The organism is Hydrogenophaga sp. FW305-3-2-15-A-LB1, assembly GCF_058787875.1.
Window position 1 is genome coordinate 111,200 of sequence record NZ_JBYTAE010000001.1, and the last position, 15,356, is coordinate 126,555.

General features: G+C 63.7%; 16 protein-coding genes. 8 read left to right on the top strand and 8 right to left on the bottom strand.

Going from position 1 to position 15,356, the window contains the following annotated elements; all coding sequences use genetic code 11:
- Nucleotides 1-2: 2 nt before the first annotated feature.
- Nucleotides 3-812: an SDR family NAD(P)-dependent oxidoreductase gene (locus tag AC3WPZ_RS00510; RefSeq protein WP_056278154.1), complete on the bottom strand. Its 810-nt coding sequence runs from the start codon at nt 810-812 to the stop codon at nt 3-5.
- Nucleotides 813-942: 130 nt separating this feature from the next.
- Between AC3WPZ_RS00510 and AC3WPZ_RS00515 the strand changes: the two genes are divergently transcribed.
- From AC3WPZ_RS00515 to AC3WPZ_RS00535, 5 genes are all read left to right on the top strand, one after another.
- On the top strand, nt 943-1,425 hold the full coding sequence (locus AC3WPZ_RS00515; protein ID WP_056278151.1) for a MaoC family dehydratase: 483 nt from the start codon (nt 943-945) through the stop codon (nt 1,423-1,425).
- Between the two features lie 122 nt (nt 1,426-1,547).
- Nucleotides 1,548-2,717 (top strand): acetyl-CoA acetyltransferase, encoded by a 1,170-nt coding sequence (locus tag AC3WPZ_RS00520; protein WP_056278147.1) that lies wholly within the window; start codon nt 1,548-1,550, stop codon nt 2,715-2,717.
- A 5-nt stretch (nt 2,718-2,722) separates the two neighbouring features.
- Nucleotides 2,723-3,124: a Zn-ribbon domain-containing OB-fold protein gene (locus AC3WPZ_RS00525; RefSeq protein WP_034694630.1), complete on the top strand. Its 402-nt coding sequence runs from the start codon at nt 2,723-2,725 to the stop codon at nt 3,122-3,124.
- Between the two features lie 16 nt (nt 3,125-3,140).
- Nucleotides 3,141-4,373 carry an acyl-CoA dehydrogenase family protein gene (locus AC3WPZ_RS00530; RefSeq protein WP_056278144.1) on the top strand — a complete coding sequence of 411 codons (1,233 nt, stop codon included), beginning with the start codon at nt 3,141-3,143 and terminating at the stop codon, nt 4,371-4,373.
- A gap of 44 nt (nt 4,374-4,417) precedes the next feature.
- Complete coding sequence (locus AC3WPZ_RS00535; RefSeq protein ID WP_082586005.1) at nt 4,418-5,245, top strand: alpha/beta fold hydrolase; 828 nt, start codon at nt 4,418-4,420, stop codon at nt 5,243-5,245.
- A gap of 59 nt (nt 5,246-5,304) precedes the next feature.
- On the opposite strand, the gene AC3WPZ_RS00540 is transcribed toward AC3WPZ_RS00535, so the two are convergent.
- From AC3WPZ_RS00540 to AC3WPZ_RS00550, 3 genes are read right to left on the bottom strand one after another with little or no spacing between them, the layout of a single operon-like run.
- Nucleotides 5,305-6,711: an MmgE/PrpD family protein gene (locus AC3WPZ_RS00540; RefSeq protein WP_177134583.1), complete on the bottom strand. Its 1,407-nt coding sequence runs from the start codon at nt 6,709-6,711 to the stop codon at nt 5,305-5,307.
- 7 nt (nt 6,712-6,718) lie between these two features.
- Nucleotides 6,719-7,480: an enoyl-CoA hydratase-related protein gene (locus AC3WPZ_RS00545; RefSeq protein WP_492437724.1), complete on the bottom strand. Its 762-nt coding sequence runs from the start codon at nt 7,478-7,480 to the stop codon at nt 6,719-6,721.
- A gap of 30 nt (nt 7,481-7,510) precedes the next feature.
- Nucleotides 7,511-8,386 (bottom strand): IclR family transcriptional regulator, encoded by an 876-nt coding sequence (locus AC3WPZ_RS00550; protein ID WP_235501286.1) that lies wholly within the window; start codon nt 8,384-8,386, stop codon nt 7,511-7,513.
- 143 nt (nt 8,387-8,529) lie between these two features.
- Here AC3WPZ_RS00550 and AC3WPZ_RS00555 point away from each other — a divergent pair, with 143 nt between their 5' ends.
- Together AC3WPZ_RS00555 and AC3WPZ_RS00560 are read left to right on the top strand one after the other, a co-directional pair.
- The gene (locus AC3WPZ_RS00555; protein ID WP_069047275.1) at nt 8,530-9,777 is read left to right on the top strand and encodes a CaiB/BaiF CoA transferase family protein; all 1,248 of its coding nucleotides are present in this window, start codon (nt 8,530-8,532) and stop codon (nt 9,775-9,777) included.
- A 107-nt stretch (nt 9,778-9,884) separates the two neighbouring features.
- Complete coding sequence (locus tag AC3WPZ_RS00560) at nt 9,885-10,010, top strand: hypothetical protein (RefSeq protein WP_256926968.1); 126 nt, start codon at nt 9,885-9,887, stop codon at nt 10,008-10,010.
- Between the two features lie 319 nt (nt 10,011-10,329).
- Here the strand turns inward: AC3WPZ_RS00560 and AC3WPZ_RS00565 are convergent, their stop codons facing one another.
- From AC3WPZ_RS00565 to AC3WPZ_RS00580, 4 genes are read right to left on the bottom strand one after another with little or no spacing between them, the layout of a single operon-like run.
- Nucleotides 10,330-11,301 carry a PDR/VanB family oxidoreductase gene (locus tag AC3WPZ_RS00565; RefSeq protein WP_492437751.1) on the bottom strand — a complete coding sequence of 324 codons (972 nt, stop codon included), beginning with the start codon at nt 11,299-11,301 and terminating at the stop codon, nt 10,330-10,332.
- A gap of 44 nt (nt 11,302-11,345) precedes the next feature.
- A complete protein-coding gene (locus tag AC3WPZ_RS00570; protein ID WP_056272130.1) occupies nt 11,346-12,125 on the bottom strand; it encodes an SDR family NAD(P)-dependent oxidoreductase in 780 nt (259 codons plus the stop codon).
- 6 nt (nt 12,126-12,131) lie between these two features.
- Entirely contained in the window at nt 12,132-13,112 is a 981-nt protein-coding gene (locus tag AC3WPZ_RS00575) for a Bug family tripartite tricarboxylate transporter substrate binding protein (RefSeq protein ID WP_069047274.1), read from the bottom strand.
- Between the two features lie 46 nt (nt 13,113-13,158).
- Nucleotides 13,159-14,433, bottom strand: coding sequence for an aromatic ring-hydroxylating oxygenase subunit alpha (locus AC3WPZ_RS00580; protein WP_056272119.1), 1,275 nt, complete (start codon nt 14,431-14,433; stop codon nt 13,159-13,161).
- A gap of 152 nt (nt 14,434-14,585) precedes the next feature.
- Between AC3WPZ_RS00580 and AC3WPZ_RS00585 the strand changes: the two genes are divergently transcribed.
- Nucleotides 14,586-15,335 (top strand): IclR family transcriptional regulator, encoded by a 750-nt coding sequence (locus tag AC3WPZ_RS00585; RefSeq protein WP_056272116.1) that lies wholly within the window; start codon nt 14,586-14,588, stop codon nt 15,333-15,335.
- Nucleotides 15,336-15,356 lie beyond the last annotated feature (21 nt).

Genomic DNA, 15,356 nt, shown 5'->3' on the forward strand with positions numbered 1-15,356 from the left:
TGTCAGCCCGGTGTGCTCAAACCGCCGTTGACGCTGAGCGTCTGGCCGGTGATGGCATCGGACTCCGGTCCGGCCAAGAACGCCGCCGAGTTGGCGATGTTCTGGCAATGCACTGGAAACAGCATGCGCTTGCGCGGGTTCTCGATCATGCCCGCACCATGGCCGTCTTCGAGCGCTGGCGAGCCCGGACCCCAGCGCGGCTCGGCATCCCAGATGTAGCTCATCGCCACCGCGTTGACGCGAATGCCGTCGCGCCCCTGTTCACGTGCCAGCACGCGGCACATTTGCATCATGCCGCCTGTGGCACCGCCAATGAAAGATTCGCCGACCGTGGCCACGCGGCCCGCGGCGGTACCCACCGCGACGATCTTGCCGCGACCGTGCAGTGCCATGACGCGGGCGGCCGCCTGGATCGCATACACGCGGGTGAGCCAGTGGGCGCGGATGTAGTTGTCGAAGCCGCCGTCGCGCATTTCCTTGAAAAGGCGAAAGAACGGCAAGTCGGCACTGGCATCTGCGCCGCTGGCCACCAGGATGTCAAGGCGACCGTGGCGCTCGGCAACTCGATCCACCATGGCATGAACCGCATCGCTATTGGTCAGGTCGGCTTGTTCAAACGTGGCGCTGTAGCCGTTCGCAGCGATCTCGTTGATCACCGCCTGCCCGGCTTCGGGATTGCGGCCGTTGACGACCACGTGCGCGCCGCGCCGCGCCAACTCCAGCGCTATGGCACGACCGATGAAGGCCGTGGCACCGGTGACGAGGGCGATCTGGCCCTGAAGTGGACCGCCAGTCAAGGGTGCTGGGTTCATCCGCTGTTCTCCGGCGCTGGATACATAAAAACCCGACTTTGTCAAAACAGCGGGACAGGCCGATCGAGGGATTGCCCGCAGAGGACCACTTTCATCCATCACCACCCCCCATCCATCACCGGACTTCAAAATGACCAAGCTGACCGACAGTGCCAAGTCGCATCATTTCAAGACGCACCGGCGCACCATCAGCGAAACCGACATCGTCACCTTCGTCAATGTGGTCGGCTTGCATGAACCATTTTTCATCGACATGGAGTACATCCGGGAGAACATGACCGGATCGCATCGCAGCCGCTTTGCGCCCGGCCCGATGGTCATCTCGCTAGGCATGGGGCTGCTGGCGACTTACGTGGCGGGCATCATCAAGGGCACGCTCAAAGGCCACGAAGTCGGCCCGTTCGGCGGTATGACCGGCGTACAGGCGCGCCTGCGCGGTGCGCTGTTTCCGGGCGACACCATTCATGTCGAAGGGGAGGCCCGGTTGCTCCCCACGACCTCGCGCGGCTACACCCTGATGGAGTTGCAACATTTGGTGATCAATCAGCGTGGCGAGACCATTGCCGACTTCACTGAAACCATTACTTTTTTGCCTGCTGCTCCGGCTCCATGAATTTTGAACTTTCGTGAGTCGTTTGCCTGTGGCAGCCCGTCTACGACTCGCGACGTCAAAGGGCCGGATCAACAGTACAGACCGGGTGGACCGGGATATTCAACACTAGGAAACTTCCAACTATGACAAAACGAGAAGCTGTGATCGTCGGCGTTGCCGACCTGCCACTGAAGGACGGCAAGGTCCTTGCGCCCATGTCGGTCCTGCAGGCCCAGGCGCTGGTCGCCCGCGACGCCTTGAAGGACGCCGGCATCGCCATGCACGAAGTCGATGGGTTGCTGACCGCCGGTATGTGGGGGGTGCCCGGTCCGGGCCAGTTGCCGACCGTGACGCTGTCGGAGTACCTGGGGATTACGCCGCGCTTCGTCGACGGCACCAACATCGGCGGCTCGGCCTTCGAGGCGCATGTGGCGCATGCCGCCACCGCCATCGAGGCTGGCCGCTGCGAGGTGGCGCTGATCACTTACGGTAGCCTGCAGAAGAGCGAGATGAGCCGCAACCTCGCCGGGCGCCCGGCGGTGCTGACCATGCAGTACGAGACGCCTTGGGGCATGCCCACGCCGGTGGGCGGCTATGCGATGGCGGCCAAGCGCCACATGCACGAATATGGCACCACCTCCGAGAACCTGGCCGAGATCGCGGTGGCCACGCGCAAGTGGGCGGCGCTCAATCCGGCGGCCACCATGCGCGAGCCGCTGTCGATCGAGGATGTGCTCCAGAGCACGATGATCTCCGACCCGCTGCACCTGCTCGATATCTGTCTGGTCACCGACGGTGGTGGCGCGTTGGTCATGACCACCGCCGAGCACGCCAAGGCGCTCGGTCGCAAGCCGGTGTTCGTGCGCGGTTACGGCGAATCACACACCCACTGGACCATCGCCGCCATGCCCGACCTAGCGCGCCTGACGGCCGCCGAAGTGGCCGGTCGGGACGCCTTTGCCATGGCGGGCATCCGGCATGACGCCATTGACGTGGTTGAGGTCTATGACTCGTTCACCATCACCGTGCTGCTGACGCTCGAAGCGCTGGGCTTTTGCAAGCGTGGCGAGGGTGGAGCCTTTGTCGCCAACCAGCGCACCGCGCCGGGCGGTGTATTCCCGCTTAACACCAACGGCGGCGGTCTGTCTTACGCACACCCCGGCATGTACGGCATCTTCCTGCTGATCGAGGCGGTGCGCCAGTTGCGCGGTGAATGCGGCCCGCGCCAGATCCAGGACGCCGTGACCGCGCTGGTCCACGGCACCGGCGGCACGCTCTCCAGCGGTGCCACTTGCATTCTCTCCACCCGGTGAACACCATGTACGACAAACCCCTGCCCGTCATCGATGGCGAGAGCCGCTCCTATTGGGACGCCCTGAAACAACATCGCCTGACACTCAAGCGCTGCCATGACTGTGGCAAGCACCATTTCTATCCGCGCGTCCTGTGCCCGCACTGCCATTCCGACGCCGTCGAATGGGTCGATGCGCGCGGCACCGGCACCATTTACAGCTACACCATCGCGCGCCGGCCGGCCGGTCCGGCCTTCAAGGCCGACACCCCCTACGTGGTGGCGGTGATCGACCTCGACGAGGGCGCGCGCATGATGACCAACATCGTCACCGACGATGTGGAGGCGGTGCGCATCGGCCAGCGTGTGACGGTGCAGTACGACGACGTGACCGACGAGGTCACGCTGCCGAAGTTCCGGCTGTTGTAGCGCCGAGGTTTCCCATATGGACTTCACCATCGATCCCGATACCGTGGCGATTGCCGAGGCAGTGCTGCGCTTCGTGGAGCGCGAAGTGCTGCCACTGCAGCAGCGCCACCACGATCTGCTGGGCAGCGAACGCACTTTGTTCGACGCCAGCGGCCGTTATGTGCCCGAGGCGCTGGCGCTGCGCCAGCAGGTGCGCAAGCGCTCCGCGGAACTGGGCTTCTACACCTTGTTCGGCGACGAAAAACTGGGTGGTGGCGGGCAGGGCGCGCAGGTCATGGCCCATGTGCAGGAGAGCCTCAACCACTGCGTGGGTCCGGCCCAGCCGCTGGTGCAGACGGTGGTGCTGCCCTCGCCCTTCACCAACGGTCTGTCGCCTGTGCTGCGGCATCTGAAGCCGGACATCTTCGCGCAGTACCGCGACGACATCGCCAGCGGCGACAAGACCCTGTGTTTTGGTCTGAGCGAGCCCGATGCGGGCTCCGATGTATTCGGCATGCAAACCCGCGCCGTGCGCGACGGTGACGAATGGGTGCTCACCGGCACCAAGCAGTGGATAACCAACTCGCCCTACGCCGATTACGCCATGGTGTTCGCGCTGACCGACCCCGAAGCCGCAGCGCGCCACAAGGGTGGTGTCACCGGTTTCTTCGTCGACACGCGCGCGTCAGGTTTTTCAGTGCCGCGCATCATCAACACCATGGGTCACCTAGGCGGCGACACCGGCGTCATCGTGCTCGACGGCGTGCGTGTGCGCGACGACCACCGGCTCGGCGACGTCGGGCACGGCTTGGCGGTGGCCATGGACGGCGTCAACGCCGGGCGCATGGGCATGGCTGCATCCTGCCTGGGCTTGGCCCGCTGGGCGCTGGACCAGGCGGTGGACTACGCCAAGGTGCGAAAAACCTTTGGCGTGCCCATTGCCGAGCACCAGGCCATCCAGCTCATGCTGGCCGACAGCGCGATGGACATCTACGCTGCCAAGACCATGATTCAGAACTGTGCCTGGCGCCTGGACAGCGGCCGCTCAGCCAACGCACAGGTCAGTATGGTCAAGGCATTTTCGACCGAGATGCTGGGGCGCGTGATGGACCGCAGCATCCAGATCCACGGCGGCATGGGCCTGACCAACGAACTGCGCCTGGAAGAGGGCTACCGCTTCGCCCGCGTGATGCGTATACCCGACGGTACGGGCGAAATCCAGCGCCGCACCGTCGCGCGCCAACTGCTGACTGGACAGGCCGACCTGTAGGCTGTGTGGATCCTCTGCAATGCCCAACCCGGAGGCAGATTGACATGATGAAAAAGAACGAAATGAAGGAACACGAACTGTTTGCGGGAGGCCATCGGCTGGCCGCCACCACCTGGGGTGATGTGGGCAACGGGCAGCCGACCATCGTGATGATGCATGGCGGTCTGGACTGCATCACCACCTGGAAAGACCTGCCTCAGGTGTTGGCCGAAGCCAGCGGCTGGCCGGTGCTGGCCTATGACCGGTATGGTTATGGGCGATCCGAGAGTCTGGTGGGTGGGCGCGAGCCCAGCTACCGGCGTGAAGAGGCTGGGCCGGTGCTTGGCGAGGTGTTGCGCCACTTTGGAATCCACAAGGCGTTGATGTTCGGCCACAGTGATGGAGGAGCCATGTCGGTGCTGGCTGCGGCGGCGCATCCTGAGCTGGTATGCGGCGTTTTTGCCTGCTCGCCAACCATGGCTGTGGATCAGTTCATGGTGGACGCCATGGCCGTCGCGCGGCGCGCGTTTGAGCAAGACGGCTTGCGCGAAAAACTTCGTCGCCACCATGGCGACAACACCGACACCATGTTCTGGGGCTGGTACGAGCCCTGGGCCAGCCCGCAGGCACTTCAATGGGACATGAGCGTCGAGCTTGCCGCAGTGCGTTGTCCGGTCTCCGTGTTGTTCGGCAATGACGATGAATATGGCTGGCGGCCCAGCGCGATTGCATTGTTTCGCCACGGTCTGATGCCGCTTGAAGTGACGGCGCTGCCTGGAGTTGGTCACCATCCGCAGCAGCTGGCCCGTGGGGAGACCAGGAGCATGTTGCAGCGCTTGTTTTGCCGCATTGGGCGCAGCCCTTCCGCGGAGAGCAAAAACGCCGACCAATGAGGGGTATTGCACGTCTCTTTTTTTTCCGCACGCCAGCCTGCCCGCACCAATAAACGCTGTTAGTGTCGATCAGCGCACGCTTGGCGAGCCAGCATGCCTGCCAGCGGCGAGAGGTCGGTCAGTTCGTCGAGCCGTGCCACCAGGTCTATCAGCTCGTCGCACTCGTCAGGTATGAGCACAGACTTGACCAGCAGGCGAAACTTTTCCTCCAGGCGCTGCTGCTGCTCCAGCAGGTCGCTGGCTGGGCGCCCACTGTCGTAGCGTTGGCGCAGCACTGTGCCGCTCTGAGTCTCGATCACCACCTCGCTGAGGGTGAGGTCCGGGCATTGAGGTGCGAGCAAAACCTGCACCCGATCACGCAGCGCCACCACCTCGGGCGCGTATACGGCTTCGTCACTGAACGCGTCCAATCCGGCGGTGTCGACCCCGGCCAGCGCCATCGCTACCGTGTGACGGAGACTGAACTTGGCCTCCAGCCCGGTGCGCGGCTCCGCGATGTTGCATACACCCTCGCAGGCGGAACTGGCACGCACCGTCACGCGGCACACGTCATCAACCCGCAGTGCGTGTTGCAGGCGCAAGTGGCTCGCGGCCTCAATGGCGGCATGTGTGCCATAACAGGCGGCGTGGAACTTGAACAGGTTGTGGCGCAGATGCCAGCCGCCGTTCGGCGTGGCCACCGCAGCTCCCAGCGACGCGGTACCACCGTGCGTGGCGATGAGGCCTTGCGGACATTCAATCGCATCGGCACGGCTGGTGAAGCCGCGTGCGGCCAACTGGGCCGCCTGCAGGCCGTCGGCACTGGCCCGCCCGGCATGCAAGGGTTTGCACATGGTGCCGAACATCGATTTCAGCCCAGCCGCCATGGTGCTGGCGATGCCCAGCGCGGTCGCGGTGTCGTCGGCATCGAGTTGCAGCAAGCGTGCGCAGGCGGCGGCCGCACCGAGCGTGCCTAGCGTGGCTGTGGTGTGGAAGCCGTTGGAATACTGTGCGTCGCCGCACACCAACCCCAACTGGCACATGGTTTCGTAGCCGGCGGCGAAGGCCGTCATGAAGTCGCGTCCGCTGGCGCCGCGCGATTCGGCCAGGGCGAGCAAGGCCGGGATCAGGACCACCGAGGGGTGGCCGGTGCAGGCCATGTTGACGTCGTCATAGTCGAGTGCGTGCGAGGCCGAGCCATTGATCAATGCCGCCTGCCGGCTGGAGGTCGTCATGGCGTGCCCGACGACGGTGGCCTGGGCATGCCCACCCTGTTCACGGGCTTCTTCGGCCAGCATGTGAACCAGTGGCTCGCACGCGCCAGCCAGCGTCACCCCGATCCAGTCGAGCAGGCATTGCCGGACCCGCAGGCGCACGTCCTCCGGGAGATCGGTGTAGCACAGGTCAGCGCAGCGCGCGGCCAGTTCCCGCGTGATGTCAGCGATTTGGATAGCGGACGACGGTGCGGGTTTTCTGGTTGTGGTCATGCTCATTTCAGTGCCCCTTCCAGACCGGTTTGCGCTTTTCCCGGAAAGATTGCGGGCCTTCCAGGGCATCTTCACTGAGGTAGACGGCATCAAACGCTCGGTTGGAGGCGCGCAGCGCGGCGGTGCGGCCCATCTCGGTGGACAGGCGCACCATTTCTTTGGCCGCGCGCACCGTCAGTGGCGCATTGGCCATGAGCCGGGTCGCCAGCTCTTTGGCCCCTTGCAATGCTTGCCCCTTGGGCATCAGGCGGTTGATGTAGCCGAGTTCGTAGGCGCGCTGCGCTGACAGCGGGTCGCCGGTCATCGCGACTTCCATCAGAATGCGCTGCGGCAGCATGTGGATGACCGGCGAGGCCCACGGCATGCCGCGCCCGACCTTGGCCTCCGTGATGGCGAATTTGGCGGTTTGGTCGGCCACGCACAGGTCGCACATCTGCGAGAGCAGCCAACCGCCTGCATAGGCATAGCCCTGCACGGCAGCGATGACGGGCTTGGTGACCTCGATGTTGTCGCCGAGCACGGCGATGAAGCCCGCTGGCGGGATGCGCAGTTGAGTGTCTGCGGCTTCCACCAGGTCCATGCCGGCGCAGAAATTGTCACCGGCGCCGGTGAGGATGGCCACCTGCGCCTGCCCGTCAGCTTCGAAGCGGCGCCAGACCTCAAAAAAGCCTTCGCGCACGGCGCGATTCAGCGCATTGCGGCGCTCGGGCCGGTTGATGGTGATGACGGCAATGCCGTCGTTCACTTCGTAAAGCAGTTCATTGTTCATGGGGGTGTCTCCTTTTGAAGTTTGTGCCTGTTACCGCGAGCGGCGGGTCTGGGGCATTGGTCTGGCTTGATTCGTTGCCACCTCACGCGATTCCGGTCCCGCACGGTAGCCGAGTGCCCCCGAGATGCTTGCGGCGAGTTCCATCACCAGGTGCTGCAGCGCATCGGCGACGGCGCGACCGCGCTCGATCGGCGCGGCGATGATCAGCGCTGCGTTCACGCGCCCGTCAGGTTCGAAGATCGGGGCCGAAAAGCCGGCAACGTCAGGTGTCACTTCTCCGAATGTGACCGCCACCCCTCTCACCCGGGCTTCCTCGATGATCCGCGCCAGTTGCGCCGGGTCGGTGACCGAGTGCTCGGTCATGGCCCGCAGATCGGCCCGGCGCAGGTAGTCACGCCGCCATGCCTCTTCCTGGAACGCGAGCAGCACGCGCCCGGCGGACGAGGCAAACAGCGGCCGTGTCGTGCCGACTGGCACGGCGTATCGAATCGTCCGGGTGCTCTCGAAGATCGGGTTGTAGACGAGCCGATCTGCGGTGCGGTCGATTCTGGCGATCAGGGCGGTCTCGCCGGATCGCGCCACTGCCTCCCGCAGGAAGGGCAGGGCCACAACGTCGAGCGAGCGGGCCGACACCAGAGATGCCCCTAGTGAGAACGCCTCGGGGCCCAGTTCATACAGGTCATTGCTGCGCTGCAGGTAGCCATGCGCCGTGAGGCCGCGCAACAGCGAGAGTACGCTGGTTTTTGGTGCATTCAACGCCAAGCACAACGGGGTCAGGGCCAAGCCAGCAGGGCGGTCGGCCAGTATCCGCAGCAGCCGCAGCACGCGGGTCACGGCCATGGGAGAAGCCTCCGCGCGGGTATTGATGCCTGTGCATTCGCGCAAGCTGGCCGTGGGCATGTTCATAGAATCGAAGCCTCCTTGTGTTCTGATATGGGAACATTTGTTTGGTAATCAGAATATCGTTAGGATGGACGGTCGTCAATCCGGTTTTTCCTCAGCACTCGGCGCTGAGGCAGCCTGGCATCGAGAAATCAGAGGAGACACAGATGACAAGCCAACACAAGCAGGCAGCACCCGCCGGGCCACTCGAGGGCGTGCGGGTGATCGACCTCAGCGCGGTGCTGATGGGGCCCTACGCCACCCAGATCTTTGGCGACCATGGCGCGGACGTGATCAAGATTGAATCCCCTGAGGGCGACTCGACACGCTGGATCGGCCCCGGACGCCATCCCGGCATGGGTCCGCTGTTCCTGCACCTGAACCGCAACAAGCGCAGCGTGGCGCTTGACCTCAAATCGCCGGAGGGCGCGGCTGCGATGCGGCGCCTGATCGAAGGCGCCGATGTCTTCGTGCACAACCTCCGCCCGGCCTCCATCGCCCGGCTCGGGCTGGACTACGAGAGCATCTCGATGATCAATCCACGCATCATCTGGTGCGGCGTGTACGGTTACGGCGAGGACGGTCCCTACGCCGGCCGCCCGGCCTATGACGACCTGATCCAGGGCGCGGTCGGCATCGCCGCCTTACAGCAGCAAAGCGGGGCGAGCGAGCCGCGCTACGTGCCGCTGACGATTGCCGACCGCATGGTCGGCCTGCATGCAGCGCACAGCGTGGCCATGGCGCTGTACGGGCGCGAGCGCAACGGACGCGGCTGCCGTATCGATGTGCCGATGTTCGAAACCATGGCCAGCGTGGTGCTTTCGGACCACCTATATGGGCGCACCTTCGAGCCGCCCAGTGGTGACGCTGGCTACGTGCGGCTGTTGTCGCCCGGGCGCCGGCCATACGAAACCAGCGACGGCTACATCTGCGCGCTGGTATACAACGACGGCCACTGGCAGCGTTTTCTGCATGCCATCGAGCGCGACGATTTGCGGGTCGATCCGCGCTTCGCCGACTTGGCCAGCCGCACCCGCCACATTGACGAGGTGTACGGCTTTCTGGGCCAGACGCTATGCGTGCAAAGCACCGCGCACTGGTTGGAGCTGTTCGAAGACATCGACGTGCCGGCGGTGCCTCTGAACACCGTCGAATCACTGTTGGATGACCCACACTTGGCGGCGGTGGGCTTCTTCCGTCAGGTCGAGCACCCGAGCGAAGGAGCGATGCGTACCTTTGGCGCGCCAGCGCGCTGGGTGGGTTACGACGTCAGCAAGCTGGCGCCCGCGCCGCGATTGGGGGAGCACACCGAATCGGTGCTGCGCGAATGCGGCTTTGATGCAGTTGCGCTGGCGTCCTTGCTGGTCGGTGGCGCAGCGGTTCCACTCCTCGCCGATGCGGAGGTGTCAGAATGAGGCTTCCGGCATCAAACGCGACTCGACTGGTCAGCGCGTTGGGCCCCAATTCCGTGGATGGGCAAATGCATGGATAGCGTTGATGAAGCGGGCTGGAAGATGTTTTTTTGACCATTGATGACCCTGCCCGTATCGCGTTCATCGACATCCACCCCGACCAGAAGGCGCTCAACGCGGTGCAGTTCTCGTGCAACGCCCACGCCTACTACGCCAGTCTGGGTGTGCGCATCTAGCTCCCGCTCATCGACAACGGAGCGGCCTTCCGCTTAAGAGACTTCGCACAGGCCTGCCAAGATTTGGGTATTTGTGACCGATTCCCAGCTCGTGGCGGTCCCAAACCAGCGGCAAGGTCGAGCGCTTCATCCAGTCGGATCTGAGCGAATGGGCCTATGGCTTCGCTTACCAGAACTCCAGCGAGCACACCGCTGCGTCGGACCATTGGAATCACCACCACAACTGGCACCTTGGAGTTGGAGTTGACCCGATTTCGTGACCTGCTCGGCGGTGTGTTCAAACCGGCCAAGCGCGCAACCTATCCAAACAACACCGGTCTTAGAGATCCAGTACCAACAAATTGGAACGACAACCCGACACACAGATCATCATCGACTTGTTGGCTGCTCGCTCTTGCTGTGTCAGGATGCTGTCCCGGTGATCCACCTCGCCAGCCAGAACTTTGGTTTCGCAGGCACCGCAGATCCCCTCCTTGCAGCTGTAGCTAGGAATGATGCCCGCATCCATCATGGCGTCGAGAATGGTCGAACCAGCCGGCACTTGAATGATCCTCTGACTTCGGCGCAGTTCTACGGTGCAGCCATTGGCGTTGAAGGGCGGCGTCCCCACAGGTTCCACGGCGGCGAACCGTTCCAGATGCACGTGGGTGTATCCCAGACCGTCGCACGCCTTCTGGAACGCGTCCAGCATGGGGCCGGGGCCGCAGCCATAGAAATGGGTATCGGCCGGATACGCTGCCAGCAGTGTTGGCAGGTCGGGAGACGCACCGACTTCGTCATCGAAGTGGTACCGCACTTTGAGCTGGCCTGACTCCATCGATTCCAGCACTTGCAAGAACGCAGCATCCCGGCGGGAACGAGCGAAATAGAGCAGCTCGGCAGATCGACCCAGCGAAGCCAGTCGATTGAGCATGCACAGCATAGGTGTGATGCCGATGCCACCTGCAACCAGCACGGACTGCTGAGCACGTTCTTCCATCGGAAAATTGTTGCGAGGCACCGAGATGTCCAGAACATCGCCCACGCGAACCTTCTCGTGGACATACTTCGACCCCCCACGGCTCTGACGATCCTTGAGAACGCCCACCACGTAGCGTTGCTTATCGGTGATCGGGTTCATCAGCGAGTAGCTGCGAACCAAGCCGTTTCCCAGATGAAGGTCGATATGTGAGCCAGCGGCATGAGGTGGGAAGACAGTGTCTGGTGTGGCTGGCCTAAATTCGACACTAACAACGCCGGGGGCTTCAAGCCTCATGTTGTAGACAAGTGCAGAAAGCTTGGATGCTGACATTGCGGAGTTGTAGACAAGAACCTTGGGGAACATGTCCCCAATAGCTACATGATGTGCAAGCCACCGTCGACCATCAGCGTGGTACCGGTGATGAAGGAGGCCTCGCTGGACGCTAGCCACACGATGGGCCAGGCAATCTCTTCCGGCGAGGCCCAGCGCCCGATCAGCGAAGTATCCTTGCGCTCGGTCCTGAGCTGCTCGACGCTCTTGCCCGAGCCCTGCGCGCGGCCGACGTGAAAATCCGTCAGCGTGGAACCGGGGCACACCGCGTTGGCGCGCACGCCGTGCGACGACTCCTCAAACGCGAGGCTGCGCGTGTAGGCCAGTTGCGCGGCCTTGGTCGCGTCGTACAGCGCCATGCCCTTGCGGCCGGTGACCGCGTAACACGACGAGACGTTGACGATGCTGCCCGCGCCCGATTGCCGCAGCGCCGGCAAGGCCGCGGCGCAGTAGTTGGACATGCCCACCAGGTTCACGCCCACCATGGCCTGCCACTCGGCGGGCGTGGCGTCGGCGGCGGCCGAGTAGTTGCGCATGGCGGCGTTGTTTACCAGGATGTCCAGGCCACCGAGCTGCGCGTTGCATTGCTGCACGGCGGCGCGCGCGGCGACCTCGTCGGCCACGTTGGCCGCCACGCACAGCACGCGCGCGCCGGGCAGGGCCTGCACGATGGCTTGGCGGGTGCGCTCCAGCGCCTGGGCGTCGGCATCCACCAGCAGCACGGCCGCGCCTTCGCGACAGAACAGCGTGGCCGCCGCGGCGCCAATGCCGGCACCGCCGCCCGTGATCAGCGCGGTCTTCTCAGCGAGTCGGGGTGCGCTCATGTCGGCTCACTCCGCCTTGGCGCCGGTGTCCTTGATGACCTTGCCCCAGCGCACGATCTCGGTGCCGATCCAGTCGCTGAACTGCTTGGGCGAGCTCGCGACGATTTCGAACTCCATCTCGTGCAGGCGCTTCTGGATGTCGGGCGAGTTGAGAATGCGCACCATCTCCTCGTGGTAGCGGTTGATGATGGCCGGCGGCGTGCCGGCCGGCGCGAGCAGACCGATCCACGAGGTGGCCTCGAAGTCCTTCAGCCCCGACTCGCTGAGAGTCGGGATGTCCGGTGTACTCGGAAAACGTTTCGGGCCGGTGGAGGCCAGCAGCTTGAGACGCCCCTCCTTCACGAAGCCCTGCACGTTGCCGGGCACGAAGAAGCCGGCCTGGATGTTGCCCGCGATCAGATCGGCCACGGCTGGCCCGGCGCCGCGGTAGGGAATGTGCGTCATGCGGAAGTTCGCCCCCGACTTCATCATTTCCATGGTGAGGTGCGAGGCGCTGCCCATGGCCACCGAGCCGTAGGCATACTTGGTCGGGTTGGCCCTGGCCTTGGCGATGAAGTCCTTCACATCGGTGATGCCGGTGGCCGGGTTCACCACCAGGTATTGCGGCGACTTCACCGCCAGCGTGATGGGCGCGAGATCCTTGGTAGGGTCGTACGGCATCTTGTCGAACAGGGTGACGTTGATCGCCAGCGGCCCGTTGTAGCCGATCAGCAGGGTGTGGCCGTCCGGCGCGGCGCGGCTCACCTCGTATGCACCGATGTTGCCCCCCGCACCAGGTTTGTTCTCGACCACAAATGGCTGGCCGAGCGCCTCCTGCAGCTTCGGCCCGATCAGGCGAGCGAGCACGTCGTTGGTGCTGCCGACGATGGGCACGATGATGCGCACCGGCTTGCTGGGCTTCCAGTCGGACGCGCCTTGCGCCCAGGCGGCAGTGGCCGCGCAGGCCGCGAGCGCGACAGCCGCCGCGAGTTTCAGGTGGGTTTTCATAGGTGTCTCCGGTGCTGTCTGTCGTGGGGTGGAAAAGTGAAGTCGCTCAAAGGCTGAAGACCGGTTTTTTCGTCGCGTCGGCGAGCTGCTCGCGTGCCCACGCAACGGGGTCCTGTTCCTTGGGCAGCAGCACTCCGGCGGGGCGCACGTGCTGTGCGCTTGGGTCCAGCGCGGGCGGGGTCTGGCCATCTGCCAAGCCGAGCGCGGCCTCATGCAACATGCGGCGCGCCATCACGATAGCCTTGTCAGTGGGCAGTAGCTTTTCGGCCTCGTGATTCTGGATCGTGCCCATGCTTTCCTGCAGCGAATAGTCCTGCGCGGAGAAGCCGAACACGCCGCTGTAAGAGCGGTCTTCGCGTTGCGCCACGCGGTCCATGCAGTAGTCGTTGTCGCGGTTTTGCTTGGGGATGAAGCTGCCGGGCGCTTCGTATTCGACATGAATGCCCTTACCTTCTTCCATCGCGGTGCGTTCTTCGTCGGTGAGGGGATGGGCAGGCTGCCAGTTGATGCTCCAAGCCCAGCAGCTATGGTCGTCGATCGGCACCCACACATGCCCGCCCAGCGCATGCTCGCCAAACGGCGCGATCAGCGTGAACCAGGGGAACAGCCACTGCGTGATGCGCCAGTAATACGAATCGGGTTCGCCGTTGCGGCGGCCGAACAGACTCAGGCCGAAGGGCGTCTGCTCGATCTCGAACTTCACGTTGCCGTCGGCCTTGATGTAGTCCAGCGCCTTCACTCCCTGGTGCATCGGGTCGGTATCCACCTCGTAGCGGTGCACGTAAGAGACGTGTGCGGTGTCGATGCCGCCTTCCATGGCCTGCAGCCAGTTGCTGTACTGCAGGCGCTTGGAGACATACACATGTTCGGGCGGCAGCGTGCACCACTCCAGCTCGGGCGGTGCGGGCTGCTGATCGGCCGGGCCCATATAGGTCCACACGATGCCACCGCGCTCCACGCAAGGGTAGCCCTTTATGTGCATGCGCGCGCAAGCCTGAGGCGCGGACGGCACGTCCACACATTGCCCCATGCCGTCGAACTTCACGCCGTGGTAGGCGCAGCGGATGCCGTTGTGCTCGTTGCGGCCGAAGTACAGCGACACGCCTCGGTGCGAGCAGAATTCGCCGATCAGGCAAGCCTTGCCATCGCTATTGCGAAAGGCGAGCAGCTTCTCGCCCAGCAGTTGCACGCGCACCTGCGGCCCGTCGGCTTCGGGGATTTCGCTCGATGCCAGTGCCGGCACCCAGTAGCGGCGCATCAGGTTGCCCATGCGCGTGCCGGGACCGACGCGGGTGAGCGCTTCAGACATTTCCTTGTTCATAGACAGGTCTCCAAAATTGATCGGCATGTCCACTGCATGACATTACAGTCCATTTTACGGACCGATTGAGCTCTGTCAAGTTTTGAATAGTCAGTCCATCAAGTGGACTGGTTGGCGGGTACCATGATAGAAGTGCAACCTTGGGTGGAGTTATGGGACCAACTGAAAAACCGGGCGAGAGTGTCCGGGCCGTGGACAGAGCGCTGGAAATCCTCATGGCGTTCACGGCAACCGACCACCAACTGACAGCGGGTGAGCTGCTCAAGCGGGTGGACCTGAGCCGTCCAACCCTGTACAGGCTGTTGCGCACGCTGGAACACAGCGGGTTCATCGTGTCGTCCGGTGATCCTCAGCGCTTCGAATTAGGTCCCTCGGTGGCGCACCTTGCACACGTGTGGAGCTCCAGTCTTGACATAGCGACCCTGGCGCAACCGATGCTGCGCCGCTTGTGGGACCAGACGGGCGAGACTGTTGCCTTGCTTGTTCACCAGGGCAACAGTCGAATCTGTGTGGCCGAATTGCCCAGCGCACAGCCGCTCAGTTTCAAACGCGGCTTGGGCTATCGGGAAGACGTGACGTTGGGCGCTAGCGGGCGTGCCATCCTTGCCCATGTTCCCACACCCGAAAGCTATCTGAACAAGAGCGGAGAAGCCGTCAATGTATCGGCCTATCTCGACAGGCTGCAGCAGATCCGGGAACAGGGGTATGCGATAAGCCGGGACGAATTGATCCAGGGCGCGGTGGCGGTTGCTGTGCCGTTTTTTCTGGGGAACGACAAAGTCATGGGGTCTTTGGCCGTTTTCGGTCCTGGTGTGCGCGTGGACCAAGCGCGTGTCAGCGTATTTGTTACGCTCCTCAAGGAAGAAGCACGGAAACTCTCGCAAGCACTTGGGCAGCGCTAGCTAGCTTCAAGGGGCCGGCCG